We start from the raw sequence: 21,872 nt of genomic DNA, 5'->3' as shown, positions 1-21,872 counted from the left end.
CGCCCGGGGGGCGCGGGGCCGCGCCGGCCCGCGCCGGGCCCCCCCCCCCCCCCCCCCCCCCCCCCCCCCCCCCCCCCCCCCCCCCCCCCCCCCCCCCGCTGCACGCCGGGGGACCACGGGGGTATGGTGGTCTCACCGACGCGGGGTGGAGCAGCTCGGTAGCTCGCTGGGCTCATAACCCAGAGGTCGCAGGTTCGAATCCTGCCCCCGCTACCAGGAACAGGGGCCCTCACAGTGACTGTGAGGGCCCCTGTGGTGCGTGCAGTGGCTGCGCGCGTCCTGCCGGAGAGGTCGGCCACGTCCGACCGCGGAGTGGCACCGCTGACTGCAGGGCGCGCTGGCTCACCCGCGGTCACGGCTCCTCTCTTGCGCACGACCGGGGAGATCGAGCGCCGCACCACCCGCTCTGCCCAGGAAGTCACCCTTCTCGTCACGAGGCGCACGAGTTCCACGGGTCCACGTTGTCGGCGGCGGAACTCGGGTAGTCGGCCGCGGCGTCGCCACCGGGCGGGAGGTGGCAACGGCTGGCGGCCTGGGTCAGGTACTGCGTGAGTGGGTGTTCCGGGCCGAGCACCCGGCGGCTGCGTCGCAGGGTGTCCTGGCCCAGGATGCGGGCGGTCGCGCCGTCCCCCAGGTGACCCAGTGCGAGGGTGAGGCCGGTCGCCGCCCACAGGGTGATCGAGTGATCCGGGCCGAACTCCCGCCGACAGCGCTGCAGCGTGTCCTGACCCAGAGCGCGGGCAGACTCCGCCTCACCCAGCTGCGCCAGGGCGTGGGACAGAGACGTTGCTGACCTCACGGTCGTGGTGTGGCCAAGGCCGAGCGTCCGGCGGCTGCGTTGCAGGGTGTCCTGGCCCAGGGTGCACGCCGCCTCCGCGTCACCGACCTGGGTCAGGGCCAGAGTGAGGGCGGTTGCCGTCGACAGGGTGGTGGCGTGGTCGGGGCCGAGCACGCGGCGGCTGCGCTGCAGGGTGTCCTGGCCCAGAGTGCGGGCCGGTTCCGCCTCACCCGACTCGACCAGGGCGGCCGTCAGCGCACCCGCCGCCGCCAGGGCGGTGGCGTGGTCGGGGCCGAGCACGCGGCGGCAGCGCCGCAGGGTGTCCTGGCCCAGGGCGCGGGCCGGTTCGCCCTTGCCCAGCTGGGCAAGGGCGAGCGTCACGCCGGTCGCCGACCACAGACTCCTGGCGTGCTCCGGGCCGAACACCCGACGGCAGCGGACCAGCGTGTCCTGGCCCAGGGCGCGGGCCGGCTCCGCCTCGCCCAGCTGGACCAGAGCGCGGGTCAGGGCGGCGGCCGCCGACAGGGTGCTGGGGTGGTCGGGGCCGAGCACGCGGCCGCACCGCCGCAACGTGTCCTCACCCAGGCTGCGGGCCGGCTCGGCCTTGCCCAGCGACACCAGTGCACGGGTGAGGGTGCTGGCGGCGGTGAGGATGTCGGGGTGGTCGGGGCCGAGGATCGCCCGCCAGCGGGCGAGCAGCGGTTCGGCGACGGCCCGGCTGGCGTGGCTGTCGCTGTGGGCCTGCAGGTAGGCGGCGGTGTCCAGGACCAGGTGTCGGTGGGCGGGGGAACGATCCCCACGCGGGGCGGTGGCGAGCACGTGCGGGGCGAGGGCAGCGTAAGCGGCCCAACCGGCCGGATCGTCCGGATCCCCGGGATGAGCGGCAACCAGCAGCGCCAGCACCTGCTCGGCGGTGGCCCGTTGACGCTCAGGGGTCAGCCGGTGGCGGATGACCGCCTGCACCAGCCGGTGCAGCTGGAAGGCGTCGGGGGAGCGGCGGGCCAGGGAGTAGCCGACCAGCGCGCCGACGGTGTCCGCCAACGCGTCGGGGTCGGCGGCAACGGTGCGCACTGGCTCCTCCAGCAACGCGGCATGCGCGGTGAACAGGCGGAGTGGGATGGGTTCGGGGGCCACGAAGGCGGCCAGCTCCAGCAGCGCCACCGCGGCCCGGTTCTCGCACCTGAGTCGCTCCAGGGACAGCGCCCAGGTGGTGTCGAGCCGTCCGGAGTAGCCGACCACCTCGCCGCGGGCGAGCAGGGTTGCTCGGTGTTCGCGCAAGCGGCGCAGGTAGTGCGCAGGGGAGAGGTCGGTCTGCTCCAGGTACCCGGCGGCCTGGGCGGCGGCCAGCGGCAGGTCCCCGAGTTCGGCGGCCAGCTCGTCCGCCAGCTCCTCGCTCAAGGCCGGGATCCGTGCTTGGAGCAGCGCGATCGTCTCCGCGCGGGCCAGCACGTCGACCTCGATCCGTCCGCCGAGGGCTCCCCAGCCCGGGTTGCGAGAGGTGATGAGCAGGTGCCCGGCGCCGCCGGGCCGGTAGGCGGCGATGTCGGCCGGGCGTTCGGCGTTGTCGAAGATGAGCAGCCAGCGGTCGCGGTGGCGCAGCTCGGCGAGCAGCCGGTCGGCGGTGTCGGTCACCGTCGCCCCGGCGGCAAGGTCCAGGCTCTCGGCGAGCCGAGCGAACTGCTCGGGGATGAGCACCGGCTGCTCCGCGTCGATCCACCAGACCACGTCGTAGTCGGCAGCGAACCGGTGGGCGTACTCGAGCGCCAGCTGGGTCTTGCCCACCCCACCGAGGCCGTGGAGCGCCTGCACCACCAGCGTGCCCTCCCCGGCGCGCAGCCGCCGCCGCAGCTCGGCCAGCATGCCGTCCCGCCCGGTGAAGTGCGGATTGCGCGGCGGCACCCGCCACACCGCCGGCAGCCCGCCGGCGAACCCCGGCTCGTCCGTCAGCGAGGGGCCGGCGCTCGGGAACAGCGGCGCTGCTGTGGGCCGCCCACCGGTCAGCCGATCCCGCAGCCGGGCCGTCGCCGCGGCCTCGTCCAGGCCGATCAGGTCGACGTGGATCAGCGGTGCGTACAACGTGGGCAGGGTGACCGGCTCGACCAGCACGGGCACGATCCGCCCCTCCGCGCCCGCCCGCCTGGCGAAGGCGGCGCGCAGCTCCGCCCCGCCGAACGCCGAGGCGAAGTAGGCCTCGGTGCACACCGCCAGCAGGCGGTCGGCCCGCTCCAGCGCCGTCTGCATGCGGGTCACGAAGTCCTCGCCCGGCGCCCAGTCCCACACGTCCAGCTCGACGGTGTACCCGGCCTCCTCGAGCTGCCAGGCCAGCCACTCCGCCCAGGCGGTGTCCCGCCCGGCGTGACTGATGAAGAAGTCGGTCCGCCCACCGCTGACGCGCCACGAGATCGCGCCGCCAGCTGCAGCGCCCACTGGCCCACCCACGGTCACGGCTTCTCCTTGCACGCAACTGAGGAGATCGAGCGTCGAACCGGCCAACCTGATACGAGGCACTCGGTGTTCGCGCGACCAGGTACACGGGAGCCGTAGGTCCCGTCTCAGGTGGGGGGATCCGGCCTTCCGTCGGCCAGTGCGCAGGAGGTCGTCCTGTGCGGGCCGTCGTGCCGTCGCGCTGTGGACGCGGCCACCGACCGACCGTTCAGCAAGCGGCTCGTGCACCGAGTCCCGCTCCGGGCCGGCCGTGACGGTGCTGGTCGAGCAGCGGCGGCAGCGTGGTGAGGAGGAGCAGTTCACCCGGCTGCTGGATGAGCAGCTCGATGCGGCGGAGGTGGCCGTGGCGCTCGTGGCGACGGACCCTCCGCCGAGTCAGCGAGGAGGCCGCTCCGGCAGGGTGAGACGTCCTGCGCCGGGTAGATCGGCAACGTCCGCAGGTGGGCGTTGGGGAGGTGGTGACGGTGCGGGCTCCGCAGAGCGTGCAGGTCGAGCTGGACCTGAAGGTGTTCAAGATCGCGGGGACGTGGGAGCCCAACGAGGTGGAGCGCCGGGCGGCCTGGGAGCTGTACGTGGAGCTGCTGACCCGGGTGGCGGTGGTGCCGCTGCGGGAGGGGGAGGGGCTGGTCCGGGAGGCGATGAGCAGCCTGTACTCGCTGTTCGCCACCACGCGGGAGGTGCTGCGGCGGGCCGGGCCGCAGGTGGCCGAGCCCAAGCCGGCCGGGCAGTACAACCTGGCGTTCCTGGCGGTGGCGATGCTGAACTTCGCGCTCAGGCCCGTGCTGGCCCGCTGGCATCCGGCCCTGGAGGAGTGGGAGGCCACCCGGCCCGAGGGCCGCTCCCGACGGGAGCACGAGCAGGCGTGGGCTCAGATCGGCGCGCTGCGGAGTGAGCTGGAGCTGACCCGGGAGCAGCTGACCTACTACGCCGCCCTGCTGGCCGCCGCCTGCGGCGTCCCGGACCTGACCGCCACCGTCACCCAGCTGCGCGAACCACCGCCGCAGGCCTGACCCGCGCTGGGGACCCATCGTTCCCACGACGAGGCGCACGCGTTCTGCAGGTCCACGTTCACAGCGGACGATCCGGGCGGCCGGCAGCAGCATCACCATCGGGCACGGGATGGTCACCACTGGCAGCTTGGGCCAGGTACACCATGATCGGGTGGTCGGGGCCGAGAATGCGGCGGCAGCGCTGCAGCGTGTCCTGCCCCAGGGGGCGAGCTGCCTCGGTCTCGCCGATCCCGACCAGGGCACCGGTCAGGGTGGCCGCCGCCAGCAGGGTGATCGGGTGGTCGGGGCCGAGGATGCGGCGGCAGCGCTGCAGCGTGTCGTGCCCCAGGGTGTGGGCTGCCTCGGTCTCGCCGATCCCGACCAGGGCACCGGTCAGGGTGGCCGCCGCCAGCAGGGTGGTCGGATGGTCGGGACCGAGCACCTGACGACAGCGCTGCAGGGTGTCTTGGCCCAGGGCACGGGCTGGCTCTGACTCGCCCAGCTGCACCTGGGCGAGGGAGAGGGCAGCCGCCGCCCACAGTGCATTGACATGCTCCGGCCCGAGTACTCGTCGGCATCGCTGCAGGGTGTCCTGACCCAGGGTGCGGGCCGCCTCGGCCTCGCCCAACCCGACCTGTGCGAGGCTGAGAGCGGTTGCCGCCGCCAGGGCAGTCAGGTGGTCGGGGCCGAGAACGCGATGGCAACGCTGCAGGATCTCCACACCCAGCTCGCAGGCCGATCCCATCTCGCCCAGCTCGACGAGGGAGACGATCAGGGCACTCGCTGTCCCGAGAGTGATCAGGTGATTCGGGCCGAGTGCTAGGTGGCAGCGCCGCAGGGTGTCCTGGCTCAGCGTTCGGGCGAGCTCCGCCTGTCCTAGTTGATTGAGAGCCGTGGCTACGGTGGCCGCCGCCTCCAGGGTGGTGGCGTGCTCCATGCCGTGCGCCTGGCGGCAGCGTTGCAGGTTGTCTTGGGCCAGGGCGTGGCCCGGCCCCACCTGTCCCACCAAGAGCAGCGCCAGTGCGAGCCTGTTCGCGACCGTGAGGGTGTGGGGGTGGTCGGGGCTGAGGATCGCCCGCCAGCGGTCGAACAGCTGCTCGCCGACGGCCCGGCTGGCGTGGCTGTCGCCGTGGGCCTGCAGGTAGTAGATGGTGTCCAGGACCAGCCGACGGCTGGCCGGCGCGTGATCGGTGAGCGCGGCGGTGGCCAGCACGTGCGGAGCCAGGGCCGCGTAGCCAGCCCAGCTGGCCGGATCCTCGGGGTCGCTGGGGGAGGCGGCGGCCAGCAGCGCCACCACCTCCTGTTCGGTGGCTTGCTGCCGATCAGGGTGAAGCTGGTGGCGGATCACCGTCTGCACCAGCCGGTGCAGCTGGAAGCCGTCGGGGGAGCGGCGGGCGAGGGAGTAGCCCACCAGCGCGCCGACGGTGTCGGCGAGGGCGTCGGGGTCCCCAGCGGTCGTGCGCAGCGGCTCGTCCAGCAGCTCCGGGTGGTCGCTGAGCAGGGTCAGTGGAACGGGTTCGGGGGCCAGGAAGGCGGCTAGCTCCAGCAGCTGCACCGCGGCCGGTTCCTCCTCGCGCAGCCTGTCCAGCGCGAGCGCCCAGGCAGTGTCGACCCGGCCGTGGTAACCCAGGACATCACCGCGGGCCAGCAGGTCGGCGCGGCGGTGGCGGAAGCGGCGCAGGTAGTCCGCCGGTGGCAGGTCGGTCTGCTCCAGGTAGCCGGCGGCCTGGGCGGCCGCCAGCGGCAGGTCGCCCAGCTCGGCGGCGAGCTTGTCGGCCAGCTCGTCGCCCAGGGCCGGGATCCGGGCCCGCAGCAGCGCGATGGTCTCGGCCCGAGCCAGCACGTCGACCTCCAGCCGCCCACCCAGCGCCCCCCAGCCGGGATAGCGAGAGGTGACCAGCACGTGCCCGCCGCCGCCGGGCCGGTGGTCGGCGATGTCGCCGGGCCGCTCGGCGTTGTCGAAGACCAGCAGCCAGCGGTCCCGGACGCGCAGCTCGGCCAGCAGCCGCTCCACCGTGATGGTCACCGTCGCCCCGGAGGTGAGGTCCAGCCGGGCCGCGAGGGCGGCGAGCTGGTCGGGGATGAGCACCGGCTGCTCGGCGTCCATCCACCACACCAGGTCGTAGTCGGTGGCGAACCGGTGGGCGTACTCCAGGGCCAGCTGGGTCTTGCCCACCCCGCCCAGCCCGTACAGCGCCTGCAGAGTCAGCGTGCTCTCGCCCGACCGCAACCGCTGCCGCAGGTCGGTGAGCATGCCGTCCCGGCCGGTGAAGCGCGGATTCCGCGGTGGGACCTTCCAGACCTCGGGCAAGCGGCCGGCGAACCCCGGCTTGTCCGTCGACGCGGAGCCCGCGCGGGGGAAAGGCGGCGCGCTCGTCGGCCGACCGCCGGTCAGCCGGCCCCGCAGCCGCGCGGCCGCGGTGGTCTCGTCCACGCCGGTCAGGTCGACGTGGATCAGCGGCGCATACAGCGGGGGCAGGGTGACCGGCTCGACGAGCACGGGCACGATCCGGCCCTCCGTCGCCGCGGACTGCGCGAACGCCGCGCGCAGCTCTGCGCCGCCGAACGCGGAGGTGAAGTAGGCCTCGGTGCACACCGCCAGCAGCCGGTCCGCCCGTTCCAGCGCCTGCTGCATCCGGGCCACGAAGTCCTCACCCGGCGCCCAGTCCCACACGTCGAGCTCGACGCGGTAGCCGGCCTGCTGCAGCTGCCAGGCCAGCCACTCGGCCCACGCGGTGTCGCGACCGGCGTGGCTGACGAAGAAGTCGGTCGCGCGACCGCTCACGCACCAGTGCTACACCCATCACCCGCCGTACGCGAGACCCGAGGCCACTTGGATGCCGGGGCTGCCTCATCGGTCGACCACTGCGGCGTGCACGTGGGCCTGAAGGGACACGGACCCCCTCTGACACGGGGACGGGGACATCCGCTACGGTAATCCCCATGCAGTTGGTCGGGATTGTGCGGTTAACGCTCGTCGAGCGCCGGCACGTCGACCTGCTGCGGTGCGCGAGCGCGCTCTGTCCGGCCTGACGCCGTCCGAGCCAACCGTTCCACCTCGCCACCGGAGTCCCCTCACATGACCCTGCTCGCTGCCCCCACGACCGTGCCCGCCTCCACCGCCGCCGAGCGCCGGCTCCTCGACATCGAGCGCCTCGAGCCGTCCATCGGCGCCCGAGTCCACGGCGTCGACCTCAGCCGCGTCACCGACGACCAGGTCCGCGCCATCCGGACCGCCCTCGCCGAGTACAAGGTGCTGTTCTTCGCCGGCCAGCACGACCTGCACCCCGACGGCCAGATCGCGCTGGGCCGCCGCCTGGGCGAGGTCACCGAGTCGCACCCAGTGGTCCCCGGTGTCGACGAGCAGCACCCCGAGATCTACGCGCTCGACAGCGCCACGGGCGGCTTCGCCGACGTCTGGCACACCGACGTCACCTTCGTCCGCCGTCCGCCACTGGGATCGGTCCTGCGGGCGGTCGTCCTGCCGCCCACGGGTGGGGACACCCAGTGGGCGGACCTGGAGCTGGCCTACCAGTCGCTCAGCGAGCCGGTCCGGCGCCTGGCCGACCAGCTGGTCGCGGTGCACGACGGCACGCGCGAGTTCGGCTACTACCTCGCCCAGCGCGAGGAGCGGACCAAGTGGGAGGGCGAGGAGTTCCGCGCCCTCGTCCCGATCGAGCACCCGGTGGTGCGGGTGCACCCGGAGACCGGCCGCAAGGGGCTGTTCGTCAACCCCGGCTTCGTGTCGCACATCAAGGACGTCTCCGACGCCGAGAGCCGGTACCTGCTCGACCTGTTCTACGCGCACATCACCAAGCCGGAGCACATCGTCCGGCACCGCTGGTCGGTCGGCGACGTCGTCATGTGGGACAACCGCTCGACGGTGCACTACGCCAACCGCGACTACGGCGACCAGCGACGCGTCATGCACCGCATCACGCTCCGGGGGGACCAGCCGATCGGTCCGACTGGCGCCTGACCGGGCACTTGCACGACGCTCGTCTCCGAGAACTGACCGCACGGTGAGGCGCAGGTCCCCAGGAGGGGCCTGCGCCTCGCCGTACGCCCGCCGCCGCCGGCGAGCCCGCCCCGGCGCCACACGAGAGAAGACCCCCATGCTGCGCACCACGACCCGTCCCCGCGCATCCGCGGTGGCGCTCGCCGCCCTGCTCACCGCCGCCGTCGCCGGGTGCAGCGCCGAGGAGGGCGCCGAGAGCGCCACCGGCGGGGGGAGCGGCGTCACCGTCCAGACCGCGCAGTTCAGCTGGACCGCCGCCGGCCTGACCAACTCGATCCTGAGCGAGATCGCCGCCGACCACCCCGACCTCGGCGTCGCCTCGCTGGCCACCACGCAGCTCGACCCGGCGGCGGCCTGGACCGGGGCGCAGCGCGGGGACATCGACCTGCTCACCGAGGTCGCGCTGCCCAACCAGCAGCAGCTCGCCGACGAGGCCGCCGACCGGGTGCAGATCGTCTCCGAGACCTACGGCGACGCCTCGCAGGGCTGGTTCGTGCCCGCCTACGCCGTCGCGCCCGGCGGCCCGCTCGAGGGGTTGACCAGCGTCACCCAGCTCAACGACTACGCCGACGAGCTGGGCGGGAAGTTCTACGACGCCGACCCGGGCTACATCACCACCGAGCAGAACGCCAAGCGGCTCCAGGGCTACGGGATCACGCTGGAGCACGTCGTCTCCAGCGAGGCGGCCGAGCTCGCCCAGCTGGAGAACAGCTACAGCCGTGAGGAGCCGATCGTGCTGTACCTGTACCACCCGCACGCGGTGTTCGCGCAGTACGACATGGTCCAGCTCGAGGAGCCCACGCCCTACAGCGACGGCTGCCTCACCACGGGGGACGGCGCCTGCGCGATGCCGTCGTACAGCGCCAACATCGCTGTCAGCACGGAGCTGCGCGAGCAGGCCCCGGCCTTCGTCGACCTGCTGACCGACCTGCGCATCTCCGTCGAGGAGATGGAGCAGATGCAGAAGCAGGTCGACGTCGACGGCGAGGAGGTCGCGACGGTCGCGCGCCAGTGGGTCGACGGGCACGCCGACCAGATCGACCAGTGGATCGGCTGACCGTGCCGCCGGTGCTGCGCGCCACGGGCCTGACCAAGGTCTTCGGCCCGCGGGAGCAGGAGGCGCTGCGGCTGGCCGCCGAGGGGGTGGGGCGCGACGAGGTCCTGCGCCGCACCCGCTCGACGCTGGCCGTGCACGACGTCGGCTTCACCGTCGAGCGCGGTGAGCTCTTCGTCGTCATGGGGCTGTCCGGGTCGGGGAAGTCGACGCTGGTCCGGCTGCTCAACCGGCTGATCGAGCCCAGTGCGGGCACGGTCGAGGTCGACGGCCAGGACCTGCGCTCACTGGGCGACGCCGATCTGCGGACGCTGCGCAACGACCGGGTCAGCATGGTGTTCCAGCACTTCGCGCTGCTCCCGCACCGCACCGTGCGCGAGAACGCGGCCTACGCGCTCAAGGTCCGCGGCGCCCCCGCGGCCGAGCAGCGGGAGCGAGCTGACTGGGCGCTGCGGACGGTCGGGCTGCTCGAGCGGGCCGACGCCCGGCCCGACGAGCTCTCCGGCGGCATGCAGCAGCGCGTGGGCCTGGCCCGCGCGCTCGCCGCGGACTCCGACGTCCTGCTCATGGACGAGCCGTTCTCCGCGCTGGACCCGCTCATCCGGCGCGACATGCAGGACCTGCTGGTCCGGCTGCAGACCGAGCTGCACAAGACGATCGTCTTCATCACCCACGACCTCAACGAGGCCATGCGGCTGGGCGACCGCATCCTGATGCTCAAGGACGGGCGCACGGTGCAGCTGGGCACCGGCCCGGAGATCATCTCCGCACCGGCCGACGACTACGTCGCCGACTTCACCTCGGACGTCGACCGGACCCGTGTGCTCACCGCGGGCGACCTGCTGCGTGATCCGCGGCTGACCGCCCGGCTCGGGCAGCCGGCGGGGGAGGTGCTGCGCGCCCTCGGTGCCGCCGAGGCCAACGGCGTCTACGTGCTCGACGAGGCCGGGCGGATCGCCGGGGTGGCCCGCGACGACCTGCTGGCCCGCGCGGTGCAGGAGGGCCGGACGGCACTCGGCCCGCGGGAGCTGGTCGCCGACTTCGCCACGATCTCGCCGGACCGCCCGCTCGTCGAGTTCGTCCACCTGGTCGGCCGCTCCGCGGTGCCGCTGGGGGTCGTGGACGACGACGGCCGGCTGCTCGGCGTCGTCCCCCGGGCGGCCGTGCTCGACGCGCTGGCCGCCGTCCCCGCGCGACGGGAGGGCTGAACCGTGCCGCACATCCCCCTGGGGCAGTGGGTGTCGGACCTCATCGACTGGCTGCTGGCCACGGTGCCGTGGCTGTTCGACGGCGTCTCGGCCGTCATGCAGGTGCTCGTCGACGGCCTGACCGACGCGCTGGTCTCCCCGCCGCCGGTGGTGTGGATCGTCGTCTTCGCCCTGCTCGCCCTGGTGCTGCGCGGCCCGTGGTTGGCGCTGTACACGGTCCTGGCGTTCCTGCTGGTGGTGTCGCTGGAGCTGTGGGTCGAGACGATGCAGACCCTCGCGCTGGTCCTCGTGGCGGCGGTGATCGCCACGGCGGTCGCGGTGCCGATCGGGATCCTGGCGGCTCGGCACCGGGCGGTCAGCGTCGTCGTCCGCCCGGTGCTGGACTTCATGCAGACGACACCGGTCTTCGTCTACCTGATCCCGGCCGTCTTCTTCTTCGGGGTCGGGGTCGTGCCCGGTGTCGTGGCGACGATCCTGTTCGCCATCCCGCCCGGCGTCCGGCTGACCGAGCTCGGCATCCGCCAGGTCGACCGGGAGGTGGTGGAGGCCGCACACGCCTTCGGTGCCCGGCCCGGGCAGGTGCTGCGGGAGGTGCAGCTGCCGCTCGCACTGCCGTCGATCATGGCCGGTGTCAACCAGGTGATCATGCTGGCGCTGTCGATGGTCGTCACGGCCGGCCTGCTCGGCGCCGCCGGGCTCGGCGCGGTCGTGGTGCGGGCGGTGACCCAGCTCGACGTCGGCTCCGGGTTCGAGGGCGGGCTCGCCGTCGTCCTGCTGGCGGTCTTCCTCGACCGGCTGACGGCGGCGTTCGGTCAGACCACGGCCCTGTCGCGGCTGGTGCGGGGCCGGGCGCGCCGGACCCTGCCCGGGAGGACGGCGTCGGACGCCGGGGAGCCGGCCCGGGCCGGTGCGCCGGAGCCCGTCTGACGGCCCGCCCACGGTCGGCGGCGGCAGGCCGGGGTGGTGGACATCCTGGAGTCACTACAGTGGAGGTCCAGCCCCGTGCCCCTGCTGCCCGCGCCCGAGGAAGCCGACGCCCCCCGATGACCCACAGCACCGAGACCGACGACCCGTCGTCCGCGGATGTGCGGGCGCTGCGGGCCCGGAACCACGAGGCACGGGTCCGCGCCGCCGAACTGCGCGTCCAGGTCGAAGCCAGACGGCGGCGGAGCCGGGAGCTCACCGGCCGCCGTGAGCAGTCGGCCGCCGCGCCGAGTGCCACCGAGCTGGCCGAGCTGCGCACCCGGGCGGAGACGGCCGAGCAGCGGGCCGGCAACCTGGAACGGGCATTGACGAGCAACCGCCGCATCGGCATGGCCATCGGCATCCTGATCGAGCGGCTGCACGTCCCCGAGGAAGAGGCCTTCGAGCTGCTCCGGGAGGAGAGCATGCGGCGGAACGTCCGGCTCGCGCAGGTGGCCGAACAGGTCGTCTACACCGGCACGGTCTGAGGTCCCGGCGGGACGTGTATGGTGGTGTCACCGACGCGGGGTGGAGCAGCTCGGTAGCTCGCTGGGCTCATAACCCAGAGGTCACAGGTTCGAATCCTGTCCCCGCTACCACGTACGGAGGGCCCGGTCACCACGGTGACCGGGCCCTCCGTCGTCCGGCGGCCGGCCGCCGCGAGGGTGTTGTGCGTCACCGGCCGGCTCCCTAACGTCGCGGTCACCCACGCTCCCAGGGAGGGCACCCGTGACCGTCGAGGCCGTTCCACCCGGATCCGTCGACCTGGACGCGGTCGACCTCTCGGACCGGGACTGGTGGATCGGCCCGCCGTCGGTTCGGTACGCGACCTTCGCGGCCCTGCGCAGGGAGCGGCCCTTCGCCTTCTTCGCCGAGCCGGAGCTGCCGGGGATCCCGGTGGGGCCCGGCTACTGGGCCGTCACCCGCTACGCCGACCTCGAGGCGATCAGCTCCCAGCCCGCGCTCTTCTGCTCGGGCCGCGGCGCGGTCTCCATCCCCGACGTCCCGGCCGACCTCAACGAGTTCTACGGCTCGCTGATCAGCATGGACGACCCCCGGCACGCCAAGATCCGGCGCATCGTCTCCAAGGCCTTCACCCCGCGCATGCTCGAGCAGCTGGTGGACGGCGTCCGTGCGGTCGTCGACGACGTGCTGGCCCGCGCCCGGCGGACGGCGGAGGCGCAGGCCGGGTCGATCGACGTCGTCGCGGACATCGCCGCACCGATCCCGCTGCGGGTCATCTGCGACATGATGGGCGTCCCGGAGGAGGACCGGGCCATGGTCCTCGCGCGGTCCAACGTCATCCTCTCCGGCGGAGACCCCGAGCTCATCGAGGACGAGAACGACCCGGTCACCGCCTTCCTGCTGGCAGGCATGGAGCTCGCCGGTCTCATGGAGCGGCTGGCCGCCGAGCGGCTGGAGCGACCGCGGTCGGACCTCACCACCGCGCTGGTCACCACCGAGGTCGACGGCGAGCGGCTGTCGAACCAGGAGATCGCCTCGTTCTTCATCCTGCTGCTGGTCGCCGGCAACGAGACGACCCGCAACGCCATCTCCCAGGGTGTGCTGGCGCTGCACGAGCACCCCGACCAGCGGGCGCGGTGGGCGGCCGACCCGGGGCTGGACCGCACCGCCGTCGAGGAGGTGGTGCGCTGGACCAGCCCGGTCACCTGGATGCGGCGCACCGCCACCCGGGACGGCGAGGTGAACGGCCACCGGTTCCGGGAGGGCGACAAGTTCCTGCTCCTCTACGCCGCCGCCAACCGCGACCCGGCCGTGTTCCGGGACCCGGAGGTCCTCGACCTGGCCCGTGACCCCAACCCGCACGTCGGGTTCGGGTCGAAGGGGCCGCACTTCTGCCTCGGCGCGCACCTGGCCCGCCGGGAGCTGGCGGTGACCTTCAGGGCGCTGTTCGACCAGGTGCCCGACCTCGAGGTCACCGGCGAGCCGGACCGGCTGCGGTCGTCGTTCGTCAACGGCGTCAAGCGGCTGCCGGCCCGGCTGGGTGGAGGGCGCTGATGCGCGTCGAGGCCGACCTCGACCGCTGCGTCGGATCGGGCACCTGCGAGCTCCTGGCCCCGGACGTCTTCGAGGTGGGGGAGGACGGCGTCGTCCGGGTGCTGCGGCCGCAGCCGGGACGGGCCGACGAGGACGCCGTCCGGGACGCCGTCGCCCGGTGCCCGACCGGGGCGCTGGGGCTCGCCGACTGAGAGAAGGACCCCCTGCCCCCACCGCTCGCAGGCTCGCGGCGGGACCCGGCAAGGGGGCCGTCAGGGTTCGGGGTGGTGCCCTGGACGGGGCCGAGGAGGATGTGCCGGCATGGAGCTCACCGTCACCGACGTCCCCGAGGCCGGCCGCTACGAGGCCCGTGCCGGCGACCGCGTGCTCGGCCTGGCCAACTACCAGCGGCGGGGCGACCGGGTGGTGTTCACCCACACCGAGGTCGACCCCGACGCCGAGGGCAGCGGCGTGGGCAGCACGCTGGTCCGCGGCGCGCTGGACGACGTCCGGGCGCACGGGCGGCAGGTGGTGCCGCGCTGCTCGTTCGTCCGCGCCTGGATCGACCGGCACCCCGACTACGCCGACCTGGTCGACACCTCCGCCTGAAGCGGCGGCCGGGACGGGGTCCTCCTTCAGAGGACCTGGTGGCCGTACATCTCACCGAGCGGGTCGGCGATCAGCTCGATGCGTGCGCCGTCGGGGTCGCGGAAGTACACCGAGACGCCGCTGTGCACCTCGTGCGGCACGCCGGCGTCGGTCAGCCGCTGCACCAGCTCGGACCAGCGCTCGGGGTCGACGCTGATGGCCATGTGGTGCAGCCCGCCGAGCACCTCGGCGTAGGGACCGACGTCCAGGCCGGGGAAGTCGAAGAAGGCGATCAGGTTGCCGTTGCCGATGTCGAAGAAGAAGTGCGAGGAACCGGGGTAGTCGCGGTTCTCGATCAGCTCGGTCAGCGGGAAGCCCAGCACGTCCTGGTAGAAGCGGACCGTGCGCTCGACGTCGCTGCTGATCAGCGCGGTGTGGTGCAGACCGCGTGCCGTCGACGCCGGCCGCTCGCCCGAGGGCTTGAGGTGCGCCTCCCGGATCCGGGCGCGCTCCCGCTCGATCGCGGACAGGTCCAGGTCGCTGGCGGTGTCGCTCACGGGTCCTCCTCGGGGTCGGTCGGCGGTCGGGACAACCGCTGCGACCAGGATCTCGTTCCCTCGACGGGTCCCGGTCACCTGTCGGTGCGAGTCTGGTGACCATGCGTGTGCTGGTCGCCGGGTGGTTCTCCTTCGACGAGGTGATCGCCACCGTCGGCGACGAACTGGGCGCCGACGTGGTGGCCCGGTGGCTCACCGACCTGGGCGTCGACCACGACGTCGCCTGGGCGCCGTACCTGGAGCGCGGCGTGGACTGGCGGGACGTCGACCCGGCCGCCTACACGCACCTGGTGTTCGTCAGCGGCCCCCTGGCCGACCGGCCGCTGCTGCGCGAGCTCACCGAGACCTTCGCCGGCGCGCAGCGCTGGGCGGTCAACGTGTCGGTGGTGCAGGAGTCCGCACGGGTCCTGTTCGACCGGGTGTGGGAGCGCGACGCCCCGGGGTCGGCCCGCCCGGACCTCGCCGTCGAGGGCCCGGAGCCCGACGTGCCGGTGGTCGCGGTGGCGTTCACGCCGGTGCAGGGCGAGTACGGGGAGCGCAGCCAGGCCGGGCGGGTCCGCGACGCCATCGAGGAGTGGCTCGCCGACCGCGCGCTGCCCTGGTTCGAGCTCGACATGGACCTCTACGAGAAGCCGCACGCCCGCCGTCCGGCCCAGGTCGAGGCACTGGTGCGCCGGGCAGACGTCGTGGTGAGCATGCGGCTGCACGCGCTGGTGCTCGGCCTCAAGCACGGCCGGCCGGTCGTCGCCTGCGACCCGATCGCCGGCGGCGCCAAGGTCACCAGCCAGGCCGCGGCGCTGGACTGGCCGCTCGTCCTGCCCTCCGACGAGCTCACCGCCGAGGCACTCGACGCAGCCCTGGCGCGCTGCCTGTCCGGCGAGCTGGCCGAGCGGGTGCGGACGGCGGGGGAGCGGGGCCGGGCGGGCAACGCCCGTGCGCGGGCCTGGTTCGAGGAGCAGCTCGCCGGGTGAGCCCCCGACTCGCCGGCGACATCCCCGATCTCGCACCCTTGTAGGCCCGTATCCGTGCGGGACCGCCGATCTCGCCGCCCGAGGAGGACCGTTGATCGAGTTGCGTACGCCGGGGGAGCTGGACGCGATGCGCGCCGCCGGAGCGGTCGTGGCCGACATGTTGGCCGCCGTCCGTGCCGCCGCGGCCCCGGGTGTCCGGCTCACCCAGCTGGACCAGGTGGCCCGCGCCGTCCTCGCCGACGCCGGCGCCTCCTCGCCGTTCCTCGGGTACGCGCCGCTGGCCACCACGCCGCCGTTCCCCGGCGTCGTCTGCCTGTCGGTCAACGACGTCGCGCTGCACGGCATCCCGACCCCGCAGGAGCTGGAGGACGGCGACCTGCTCAGCGTCGACGCCGGGGCCACCCTCGACGGCTGGGTGGGCGATGCCGCGATCACCTTCCCGGTGGGCACGCCGCGGCCGGAGGACCTCGAGCTGGTCGCGACCACCGAGCGCGCGCTGTCTGCCGGGATCGCCGCCGCCGTCGTCGGCAACCGGGTCGGCGACATCTCCGCGGCGATCGGCGCGGTGGGCCGGGCCGGCGGGTGCGGGATCAACACCGACCAGGGCGGTCACGGGGTCGGCCGCTCGATGCACGAGCCGCCGTCCGTCCCGAACGAGGGCCGCCCCGGCCGCGGGCTGCCGCTGCGCCCGGGCCTGGTGATCGCGATCGAGCCCTGGTTCCTGGCCGGCGGCAGCGACGACTACCGGGTCGCCGCCGACGGCTGGACGCTGTACAGCGCCGACGGCAGCCGCGCGGCGCACGTCGAGCACACCGTGGCGGTCACCGACGACGGACCCAGGATCCTCACCGCTCCCCGATGACCCACCGGCGAGATCGCCGATCTCGCCGCGAGGGTCACGGTGTCAGCGCCTGCTCCAGGTCGGCGACGAGGTCCTCGGCGTCCTCGATGCCGACCGAGAGCCGCACCAGGTCGGCCGGCACCTCCAGCGGCGACCCGGCCGCGCTGGCGTGGGTCATCCGCGCCGGGTGCTCGATCAGCGACTCCACGCCGCCCAGGGACTCCGCGAGGGTGAACACCTGCGCCCGCTCGCAGACCCGCAGCGCGGCGTCCTCCCCACCGGCGAGCCGGAACGAGAGCATCCCGCCGAACCCGGACATCTGCTTGGCGGCGATGTCGTGGCCGGGGTGGTCGGGCAGGCCCGGGTACCGCACGGACGCGACCGCCGGGTGGCCGAGGAGGAACTCCGCCACCTGGGCGGCGTTGGCCTGGTGCCGGTCCATGCGGACGCCGAGGGTCTTGATGCCGCGCAGCACCAGCCAGTCCGCGAGCGGGCCGGAGACGGCGCCCATCGCGTTCTGGTGGAAGGCGAGCCGCTCGGCGAGTTCGTCGTCGTCCCCGACGACCAGCGCGCCGCCGACGACGTCGGAGTGCCCGCCCAGGTACTTCGTCGTCGAGTGGACGACGACGTCGGCGCCCAGCGTCAGCGGCTGCTGCAGGTAGGGCGAGGCGAAGGTGTTGTCGACGACGAGCAGCGCCCCGGCGTCGTGCGCGACCTCGGCGAGCAGCGCGATGTCGGCGATGTTGAGCAGCGGGTTGGTCGGGGTCTCGCACCAGACCACCCGCGTGCTCGGCCGGATGGCCGCCCGCAGCGCGTCGACGTCGTTCAGGTCGGCCGGCGTGTGCTCGACGCCCCAGCGTGAGGCGACCTTCGAGATCAGCCGGAAGGTCCCGCCGTAGGCGTCCCCGCCGAGCACGACGTGACCGCCCGGCTCGCAGACCGTGCGCAGCAGGGTGTCCTCGGCGGCCAGGCCGGAGGCGAAGGCCAGCCCGGTGCGGCCCTGCTCGAGGGCGGCCAGCGCCTCCTGCAGCGCCGTCCGGGTGGGGTTGGCGCTGCGCGCGTACTCGTAGCCGCCGCGCAGCCCGCCGACGCCGTCCTGCTTGAAGGTGGTCGCCAGGTGCAGCGGGACGACGACGTCGCCGGTGGCCGGGTCGGCGTCCTGCCCGGCGTGGATGGCGCGGGTGTTGAAGCCCTGTCCCATGGCTCGACTCCGCCCTCGTTCCGCTCCTCGCTCGCTGGCGCTCGCTGCGGTGCTCGCTCGCGCGTCGTCCTCGGCGCTCATGACTCGACCGTAGGAGCCAGCCCGGCAGACGACATGCCGGCCAGGTGCCCGAGCACGTCCTGCCGGGTGACCACGCCGGCCGGCTTGCCCTCCTCGTGCACCAGCAGCGCGTCGGCCGTCCCGAGGGCCGCGACCGCGGCGCTGACCGGCTCGCCGGAGCCGATGATGGGCAGCGGCGGGGACATGTGCCGCTCCACCCGGTCGGCGAGGGTGGCCCGCCCGGCGAACAGCGCGTCGAGCAGCGTCTTCTCCTCGACCGACCCGACGACCTCGCCGGCGGTCACCGGCGGTTCGGCGCGCACCACCGGCAGCTGGCTGACGCCGTACTCCCGGAGGATGTCGATGGCGTCCCGCACCGTCTCGTTGGGGTGGGTGTGAACCAGCTCCGGCGTCGTCCCGCCCTTGCCGGCGAGCAACTCGCCGACGGTGCCCTGGGTGGCCCCCTCGAGGAAGCCGTAGTCGGCCATCCAGTCGTCGTTGTAGATCTTGCCGAGGTAGCCGCGCCCGCCGTCGGGCAGCAGCACGACCACGACGTCGTCCTTGGTGAGGCGCTCGGCGGCGCGCAGCGCGCCGGCCACCGCCATGCCGCAGGAGCCGCCGACCAGCAGGCCCTCCTCGCGGGCCAGCCGCCGGGTCATCGCGAAGGAGTCACCGTCGCTGACGGCGACGATCTCGTCGGCGATGGTGCGGTCGTAGGCGTCGGGCCAGAAGTCCTCGCCCACGCCCTCGACCAGGTACGGCCGCCCGGTGCCACCGGAGTAGACCGAGCCCTCGGGGTCGACGCCGACGACGCGCACCCCGCCGCCGGAGACCTCCTTGAGGTAGCGGCCGGTGCCGCTGATCGTGCCGCCGGTGCCGACGCCGGTGACGAAGCAGGTGACCCGGCCGTCGGTCTGCTCCCAGATCTCCGGCCCGGTGGTCTCGTAGTGCGACCGCGGGTTGGCCGGGTTGGCGTACTGGTCGGGCTTCCAGCCGCCGGGGATCTCGCGGGCCAACCGGTCGGAGACCGAGTAGTAGGAGCGCGGGTCGGCCGGGTCGACGGCGGTCGGGCAGACGTGCACCTCGGCGCCGTAGGCCTTGAGCACGTCGATCTTCTCCTTGCCCACCTTGTCGGGGCAGACGAAGACGCAGCGGTAGCCGCGCTGCTGGGCGACCAGCGCCAGCCCGATGCCGGTGTTGCCGCTGGTCGGCTCGACGATCGTCCCGCCCGGCTGCAGCGCGCCGCTGGCCTCGGCCTCGTCGACCATCCGCACGGCGATGCGGTCCTTCACCGAGCCGCCGGGGTTGAGGTACTCCACCTTGGCCAGCACCAGGGGCGCGTCCGGCCCCAGGTCGCGGGTCACGGACGTCAGCCGGACCAGCGGGGTGTGCCCGACCAGTTCGATGACGTTCTCGGCGTACTGCACGCAGACCTCCTCGGCCGGCACCCCGACGGGCGCTCGGCGCCCCATCCCACCACCGGCGGTGTCTCCCGGGCCCGGGAGCCGTCGTACCAGCATGACGACGACGGGACCTGCGGGTCGACGAGGGGTGCGCACCGGCCACCGGTGGGGTGCGGGTGTACTGACGGAGCCTGGGGCAGGGCGGCACCACGCTGGTGGTCGTGCACGGCGGCTTCGGCGTGGTGGAGGCGTTCGGCGACGTCCTCGACCGGTGGCCGCCGGGCGGCGCGTGGTGGCCGTCGAGCTGCAGGGGCACGGCCGCACCGCCGACGTGGACCGGCCCTTCCCCTGGGACGCCCTGTCCGACGACGTGGCCGCCCTCGTGCGGCACCCCGACCTGGGACCTGCCGACCTCATGGGCTGCCCGCTCGGCGGCGGCGTCTGCCTGCGCGCCGCCGGGTGGGACGGCGCCGGGCGGCCGACGTCCCGGCTGGCCGTCCTGCCCGGCCGCACCCACCACGACGTCTCCCCGAGCCCCGAGCTCGCGGGAGTCGTCGACGGGTTCCTCGGCTGACCGGCTCCCGGGGTGTTGTCGGCCGACCGGGTCAGCCGACACGATGCGGCATGACCCAGAGCTTCCCCACCGTCCCGCTCGACGGTGCCCCCGCCATGCCGCTGCTCGGGTTCGGCACCTGGCTGATGAACGGCTCGGAGTGCTACGAGGCCGTCCGCACCGCCCTGGACGCCGGCTACCGGCACATCGACACCGCGGCGATCTACCGCAACGAGGCCGAGGTCGGGCGGGCGCTGCGCGACTCCGGCGTCGACCGGGACGAGGTGTTCGTGACGACCAAGCTGCCGCCGCCACGGGCCGACCAGGCCGACCAGGTGCTGGCGGGGTCCCTCGACGCGCTGGGCGTGGACGCGGTCGACCTGTGGCTCGTCCACTGGCCGCCCGGTGGGGCCCGGCCGGACGTCTGGGAGCGCTTCGTCGCCGCGCGCGAGGCCGGCCGGGCACGGGCGATCGGCGTGAGCAACTACTCGCTGGAGCAGATCGACGAGCTGACCGAGGCGACCGGTGTGACGCCGCAGGTCGACCAGGTCAGCTGGGCACCGTCGCGGTACGACCCGGCCCTCCAGGCCGGGCTCCGGGAGCGCGGCGTCGTCCTCGAGGGCTACAGCCCGTTCAAGAACACCGACCTCGGCGACCCGGTGCTGCGCGAGGTCGCCGACGCGCACGGGGTCACCCCGGCCCAGGTGGTGCTGCGCTGGCACGTGGAGCACGGCGTCGTCGTCATCCCCAAGTCGGCCACCCCGGAGCGGATCCGGGCCAACCTGGCGATCGGCGGGTTCTCGCTCACCGACGACGAGGTCGCCCGGATCGACGGCCTGGCGCAGGTGTGAGCGCCACGGCGGACGGCGTCGGGGACACGCCGTCCGCCTTGCCGCCGGGGCACGCGGCACCGAGGCTGGGGCTGTGAGCCAGATCCCGCTCTCCCCGTCCGGACCGCCGGCGCAGCCCCGAGGCACCAGTGCGGTGCTGAGGTGACCGCGGTCGACGCCTCGGTCTTCGAGGGCTCCTTCTGGCGCGACCCCTATCCCGCCTACGAGCGGCTGCGCGCCCAGGCCCCGGTGCGCGAGGTGGCGCTGCCCCGGGGCGGCACCACGTGGCTGGTCACGCGCTACGACGACGTGCGCGCGGCCTTCACCGACCCCCGCCTGGTCAAGGACCACCGCGCGATGCTGCCGCCGGAGGTCCGCGCAGAGGCCCCGCGCCTGCCGGGCCCCTTCGGCTCGATGATGATCCTGCTCGACCCGCCGGACCACACGCGGCTGCGGCGGCTGGTCTCCCGGGCCTTCACCGCGCGGCGCACCGCCGAGCTGCGCCCCCGCATCGAGGTGCTGGCCACGGGTCTGCTCGACGCGGTGCCCGCGACCGAGCCGGTCGACCTGCTGGCCACCTACGCGGTGCCGCTGCCCATGGCCGTCATCTGCGAGCTGCTCGGGGTGCCCGACACCGACCGGGACGCCTTCGGCACCTGGTCGCGCGCCCTGGTCGACGACCACGACGACGTCGACCAGCAGCAGGCCACCGCGGGTCTGGCCGAGTACCTGCACGCCCTCGTCGAGACCAAGCGGCGCAGCCCCGACGGCGCCCTGCTCTCGGCGCTGGTAGAGGTCTCGGAGGCCGGCGACCAGCTCAGCACCGAGGAGGTCGTCGCGATGGGCGTGCTGCTGCTCATCGCCGGCCACGAGACCACGGCCAACCTCATCGGCAACGCGGTGCTGGGCGTGGCCACCGACGCCACGCTGCGCGAGCACCTGCTCGCCGACCCGCAGCGGATCCCCGCGGCGGTCGAGGAGTTCCTGCGCTGGGACGGCCCCGTGCACAACGCCCCCCTGCGCTTCGCCGCCGAGGACGTCGAGTACTCCGGCACCACCATCCCCGCGGGGTCGGTGGTCACGCTGTCCGTGGGCGCGGCCAACCGCGACCCGGGACGCTTCGACCGGCCCGAGCTGCTCGACCCCGACCGCGAGACCGGCGGGCACCTGGCCTTCGGTCACGGGATCCACTTCTGCCTGGGTGCACCCCTGGCCCGCCTCGAGGGGGAGGTGGCCCTGCGGTCGCTGCTCGACCGGTTCCCCGACCTGCGCCTGGCCGTGCCGCCGGAGGACCTCCACCACCGGCGCAGCGTCATCGTCCACGCCCTGGAGGCGCTGCCGGTGGTCCTGCGCCCCCCGGCCGCCGGGAGCGCCTCCGCGTAGCCGGCCGGTGGCGGGCCCGGGCGGGGCGGGGC

At 74.0% G+C, this 21,872-nt stretch carries 20 protein-coding genes and 2 tRNA genes; 17 read left to right on the top strand and 5 right to left on the bottom strand.

Annotated features, from left to right (window positions below; all coding sequences use genetic code 11):
- The first annotated feature begins 139 nt into the window (after positions 1 to 139).
- Positions 140 to 216: transfer RNA gene (locus ACI79G_RS22590), tRNA-Met, on the top strand.
- A gap of 214 nt (positions 217 to 430) precedes the next feature.
- On the opposite strand, the gene fxsT (ACI79G_RS22585) is transcribed toward ACI79G_RS22590, so the two are convergent.
- Positions 431 to 3,223 (bottom strand): FxSxx-COOH system tetratricopeptide repeat protein, encoded by a 2,793-nt coding sequence (fxsT, locus tag ACI79G_RS22585; protein ID WP_456883280.1) that lies wholly within the window; start codon positions 3,221 to 3,223, stop codon positions 431 to 433.
- A gap of 464 nt (positions 3,224 to 3,687) precedes the next feature.
- Here fxsT (ACI79G_RS22585) and ACI79G_RS22580 point away from each other — a divergent pair, with 464 nt between their 5' ends.
- On the top strand, positions 3,688 to 4,233 hold the full coding sequence (locus tag ACI79G_RS22580; protein WP_456883279.1) for a hypothetical protein: 546 nt from the start codon (positions 3,688 to 3,690) through the stop codon (positions 4,231 to 4,233).
- A 58-nt stretch (positions 4,234 to 4,291) separates the two neighbouring features.
- On the opposite strand, the gene fxsT (ACI79G_RS22575) is transcribed toward ACI79G_RS22580, so the two are convergent.
- Positions 4,292 to 6,997: an FxSxx-COOH system tetratricopeptide repeat protein gene (gene fxsT, locus ACI79G_RS22575; protein ID WP_456883278.1), complete on the bottom strand. Its 2,706-nt coding sequence runs from the start codon at positions 6,995 to 6,997 to the stop codon at positions 4,292 to 4,294.
- A gap of 158 nt (positions 6,998 to 7,155) precedes the next feature.
- On the opposite strand from fxsT (ACI79G_RS22575), the gene ACI79G_RS22570 reads away from it, so the two are divergent.
- The 10 genes from ACI79G_RS22570 (at position 7,156) to ACI79G_RS22525 (ending at position 14,062) form a co-directional block, all read left to right on the top strand.
- Entirely contained in the window at positions 7,156 to 7,245 is a 90-nt protein-coding gene (locus ACI79G_RS22570; protein WP_456883277.1) for a putative leader peptide, read from the top strand.
- Between the two features lie 46 nt (positions 7,246 to 7,291).
- Entirely contained in the window at positions 7,292 to 8,191 is a 900-nt protein-coding gene (locus ACI79G_RS22565) for a TauD/TfdA dioxygenase family protein (RefSeq protein WP_456883276.1), read from the top strand.
- A gap of 136 nt (positions 8,192 to 8,327) precedes the next feature.
- Entirely contained in the window at positions 8,328 to 9,287 is a 960-nt protein-coding gene (locus tag ACI79G_RS22560; protein ID WP_456883275.1) for a glycine betaine ABC transporter substrate-binding protein, read from the top strand.
- Positions 9,288 to 9,298: 11 nt separating this feature from the next.
- Positions 9,299 to 10,492, top strand: coding sequence for a quaternary amine ABC transporter ATP-binding protein (locus ACI79G_RS22555; protein ID WP_456883274.1), 1,194 nt, complete (start codon positions 9,299 to 9,301; stop codon positions 10,490 to 10,492).
- A gap of 3 nt (positions 10,493 to 10,495) precedes the next feature.
- On the top strand, positions 10,496 to 11,419 hold the full coding sequence (locus tag ACI79G_RS22550) for an ABC transporter permease (RefSeq protein WP_456883273.1): 924 nt from the start codon (positions 10,496 to 10,498) through the stop codon (positions 11,417 to 11,419).
- Between the two features lie 116 nt (positions 11,420 to 11,535).
- Positions 11,536 to 11,943 (top strand): ANTAR domain-containing protein, encoded by a 408-nt coding sequence (locus ACI79G_RS22545; RefSeq protein WP_456883272.1) that lies wholly within the window; start codon positions 11,536 to 11,538, stop codon positions 11,941 to 11,943.
- 34 nt (positions 11,944 to 11,977) lie between these two features.
- A tRNA-Met gene (locus ACI79G_RS22540) sits at positions 11,978 to 12,054 on the top strand.
- Between the two features lie 130 nt (positions 12,055 to 12,184).
- Entirely contained in the window at positions 12,185 to 13,474 is a 1,290-nt protein-coding gene (locus ACI79G_RS22535; RefSeq protein ID WP_456883271.1) for a cytochrome P450, read from the top strand.
- Positions 13,474 to 13,665: a ferredoxin gene (locus tag ACI79G_RS22530; RefSeq protein WP_456883270.1), complete on the top strand. Its 192-nt coding sequence runs from the start codon at positions 13,474 to 13,476 to the stop codon at positions 13,663 to 13,665. The genes ACI79G_RS22535 and ACI79G_RS22530 overlap by 1 nt, the downstream gene beginning before the upstream one ends.
- A gap of 109 nt (positions 13,666 to 13,774) precedes the next feature.
- Positions 13,775 to 14,062, top strand: coding sequence for a GNAT family N-acetyltransferase (locus ACI79G_RS22525; RefSeq protein WP_456883269.1), 288 nt, complete (start codon positions 13,775 to 13,777; stop codon positions 14,060 to 14,062).
- Positions 14,063 to 14,088: 26 nt separating this feature from the next.
- Here the strand turns inward: ACI79G_RS22525 and ACI79G_RS22520 are convergent, their stop codons facing one another.
- Positions 14,089 to 14,598 carry a VOC family protein gene (locus ACI79G_RS22520; RefSeq protein WP_456883268.1) on the bottom strand — a complete coding sequence of 170 codons (510 nt, stop codon included), beginning with the start codon at positions 14,596 to 14,598 and terminating at the stop codon, positions 14,089 to 14,091.
- A 101-nt stretch (positions 14,599 to 14,699) separates the two neighbouring features.
- Between ACI79G_RS22520 and ACI79G_RS22515 the strand changes: the two genes are divergently transcribed.
- Together ACI79G_RS22515 and map are read left to right on the top strand one after the other, a co-directional pair.
- Positions 14,700 to 15,569: a polysaccharide pyruvyl transferase family protein gene (locus tag ACI79G_RS22515; protein WP_456883281.1), complete on the top strand. Its 870-nt coding sequence runs from the start codon at positions 14,700 to 14,702 to the stop codon at positions 15,567 to 15,569.
- 91 nt (positions 15,570 to 15,660) lie between these two features.
- Positions 15,661 to 16,431: a type I methionyl aminopeptidase gene (map, locus tag ACI79G_RS22510; protein WP_456883267.1), complete on the top strand. Its 771-nt coding sequence runs from the start codon at positions 15,661 to 15,663 to the stop codon at positions 16,429 to 16,431.
- Positions 16,432 to 16,465: 34 nt separating this feature from the next.
- Here the strand turns inward: map and ACI79G_RS22505 are convergent, their stop codons facing one another.
- Together ACI79G_RS22505 and ACI79G_RS22500 are read right to left on the bottom strand one after the other, a co-directional pair.
- Positions 16,466 to 17,611 (bottom strand): cystathionine gamma-synthase, encoded by a 1,146-nt coding sequence (locus ACI79G_RS22505; protein WP_456883266.1) that lies wholly within the window; start codon positions 17,609 to 17,611, stop codon positions 16,466 to 16,468.
- Between the two features lie 77 nt (positions 17,612 to 17,688).
- On the bottom strand, positions 17,689 to 19,098 hold the full coding sequence (locus ACI79G_RS22500) for a cystathionine beta-synthase (RefSeq protein ID WP_456883265.1): 1,410 nt from the start codon (positions 19,096 to 19,098) through the stop codon (positions 17,689 to 17,691).
- A 247-nt stretch (positions 19,099 to 19,345) separates the two neighbouring features.
- On the opposite strand from ACI79G_RS22500, the gene ACI79G_RS22495 reads away from it, so the two are divergent.
- From ACI79G_RS22495 to ACI79G_RS22485, 3 genes are all read left to right on the top strand, one after another.
- On the top strand, positions 19,346 to 19,648 hold the full coding sequence (locus tag ACI79G_RS22495; protein ID WP_456883264.1) for an alpha/beta fold hydrolase: 303 nt from the start codon (positions 19,346 to 19,348) through the stop codon (positions 19,646 to 19,648).
- 50 nt (positions 19,649 to 19,698) lie between these two features.
- Entirely contained in the window at positions 19,699 to 20,478 is a 780-nt protein-coding gene (locus ACI79G_RS22490) for an aldo/keto reductase (RefSeq protein ID WP_456883263.1), read from the top strand.
- Positions 20,479 to 20,619: 141 nt separating this feature from the next.
- On the top strand, positions 20,620 to 21,840 hold the full coding sequence (locus ACI79G_RS22485; RefSeq protein WP_456883262.1) for a cytochrome P450 family protein: 1,221 nt from the start codon (positions 20,620 to 20,622) through the stop codon (positions 21,838 to 21,840).
- Positions 21,841 to 21,872 lie beyond the last annotated feature (32 nt).

The organism is Geodermatophilus sp. SYSU D00779, from assembly GCF_054050595.1.
Note: the sequence above shows the minus strand (reverse complement) of the source record. Positions and strands in the feature narration are given on the sequence as shown.

Excerpts from the sequence above, each read along its gene's own strand:
- ACI79G_RS22570 (WP_456883277.1), top strand. The coding sequence starts at position 7,156 with ATGCAGTTGGTCGGGATTGTGCGGTTAACGCTCGTCGAGCGCCGGCAC.
- ACI79G_RS22565 (WP_456883276.1), top strand. The coding sequence starts at position 7,292 with ATGACCCTGCTCGCTGCCCCCACGACCGTGCCCGCCTCCACCGCCGCC.
- ACI79G_RS22560 (WP_456883275.1), top strand. The coding sequence starts at position 8,328 with ATGCTGCGCACCACGACCCGTCCCCGCGCATCCGCGGTGGCGCTCGCC.
- ACI79G_RS22545 (WP_456883272.1), top strand. The coding sequence starts at position 11,536 with ATGACCCACAGCACCGAGACCGACGACCCGTCGTCCGCGGATGTGCGG.
- ACI79G_RS22530 (WP_456883270.1), top strand. The coding sequence starts at position 13,474 with ATGCGCGTCGAGGCCGACCTCGACCGCTGCGTCGGATCGGGCACCTGC.
- ACI79G_RS22525 (WP_456883269.1), top strand. The coding sequence starts at position 13,775 with ATGGAGCTCACCGTCACCGACGTCCCCGAGGCCGGCCGCTACGAGGCC.
- ACI79G_RS22515 (WP_456883281.1), top strand. The coding sequence starts at position 14,700 with ATGCGTGTGCTGGTCGCCGGGTGGTTCTCCTTCGACGAGGTGATCGCC.
- ACI79G_RS22505 (WP_456883266.1), bottom strand. The coding sequence starts at position 17,611 with ATGGGACAGGGCTTCAACACCCGCGCCATCCACGCCGGGCAGGACGCC.
- ACI79G_RS22490 (WP_456883263.1), top strand. The coding sequence starts at position 19,699 with ATGACCCAGAGCTTCCCCACCGTCCCGCTCGACGGTGCCCCCGCCATG.